Origin of the sequence: Corynebacterium macginleyi (assembly GCF_003688935.1) — a bacterium.
Taxonomy (GTDB): domain Bacteria; phylum Actinomycetota; class Actinomycetes; order Mycobacteriales; family Mycobacteriaceae; genus Corynebacterium; species Corynebacterium macginleyi.
In genome coordinates, this window is the sequence record NZ_REGE01000051.1 from 1 (window position 1) to 1,218 (window position 1,218).

Below are 1,218 nucleotides of genomic sequence, written 5' to 3' on the forward strand. Positions count from 1 at the left end.
CCACGAGCCTGCTGGCTGTAGCTGAGGCTCGTTCGCCTTGTTTCGCCCGCTTGATAGCTCGTTTGTCTTCAATATTGCAGATCATCAACCATAACGTCTTGAGCGCTGATTCATCGTTGGTGAACTGCACCCTGTTGCGGGTAGCTTTACGCAGTTCATTGTTGAATGATTCAATCGAATTCGTCGTATAGATAACCTTCCTGGCTGCTGGCGGGAACTGCAGAAACGGTACGAAACGCGCCCAAGCATCCCGCCAGTCCTTGACTGAGCGGGGATACTTTTCTCCTAATTCAGAGGCTTCAAAATCGTCTAAAGCAGCCTGAGCCGTGGATTCGTCCGCAGCGGTGTAAATCTTTTTCAACGCAGCCGATACGCCCCGGCGATCCCCGTAAGCTACCCACCGGTTAGCTGCGCGAATTAAGTGCACGATACAGGTCTGCACCATAGAGTTTGGCCATGTTGCCTCTACTGCCTGCGGCAAGCCTTTCAGCCCGTCACAGCAGACGATAAAGACGTCCTTGACCCCACGGTTAGATAAGTTGGCGCATACCTGTGCCCAAAACGATGCGCCTTCCTCTTTGGCAATCCACAATCCCAAAATGTGCTTGATGCCATCTAAATCCACGCCGATAGCCATATAGGCAGACTTGTTGACAACCCTGCCACCATCGCGGACTTTAATGCGTAACGCGTCCAGGAAGATAACGGGGTAGAACTCATCTAGCTGGCGGTTTTGCCAGACCATGACCTCATCAAGGACGGCATCAGTGACCGCGGAAATTGTTTCATGAGAGATATCGACACGCATCGCAGTTGCCATATGATGCTGGATATCCCGAATGGTCATTCCGCCGGCATATAAGCTGACAATCATGTCGTCAACATCTGTCAGCCGCCTTAAGCCTTTGGGCACCATCGTAGGGACAAACGTGCCGTTTCTATCTCGTGGAACATCAATGCTTACTGGCCCGTAGTTAGAATCCACGGTCTTTGGATACGACCCGTTGCGGTGATTGTTTGTCCCAGCAGCAGCTTTAGCACTCCTGTCGCCAGACTTGTAGCCAAGGTGGGCATCCATCTCAGCATTCAAACCCCTAGTGATCGAGGCTTGCAACATGCCCCGAACCAGATCGTTGGCATCCGTTGTAGACGTGCCTAGCTCATCAATCAGTTTCGCCATCTCAGGGTTAGCAAGAAGCTTCTTTTCAATCGCATCAA

1 protein-coding gene is annotated in these 1,218 nt (G+C 51.6%); it reads right to left on the reverse strand.

Translation table 11 applies throughout. The annotated features are described in order from the left end of the window. On the reverse strand, positions 1-1,210 hold a 1,210-nt coding region (locus D9V82_RS11945; RefSeq protein ID WP_121912537.1), incomplete at its 3' end, for an IS256 family transposase. Between the last annotated feature and the right edge of the window lie 8 nt (positions 1,211-1,218).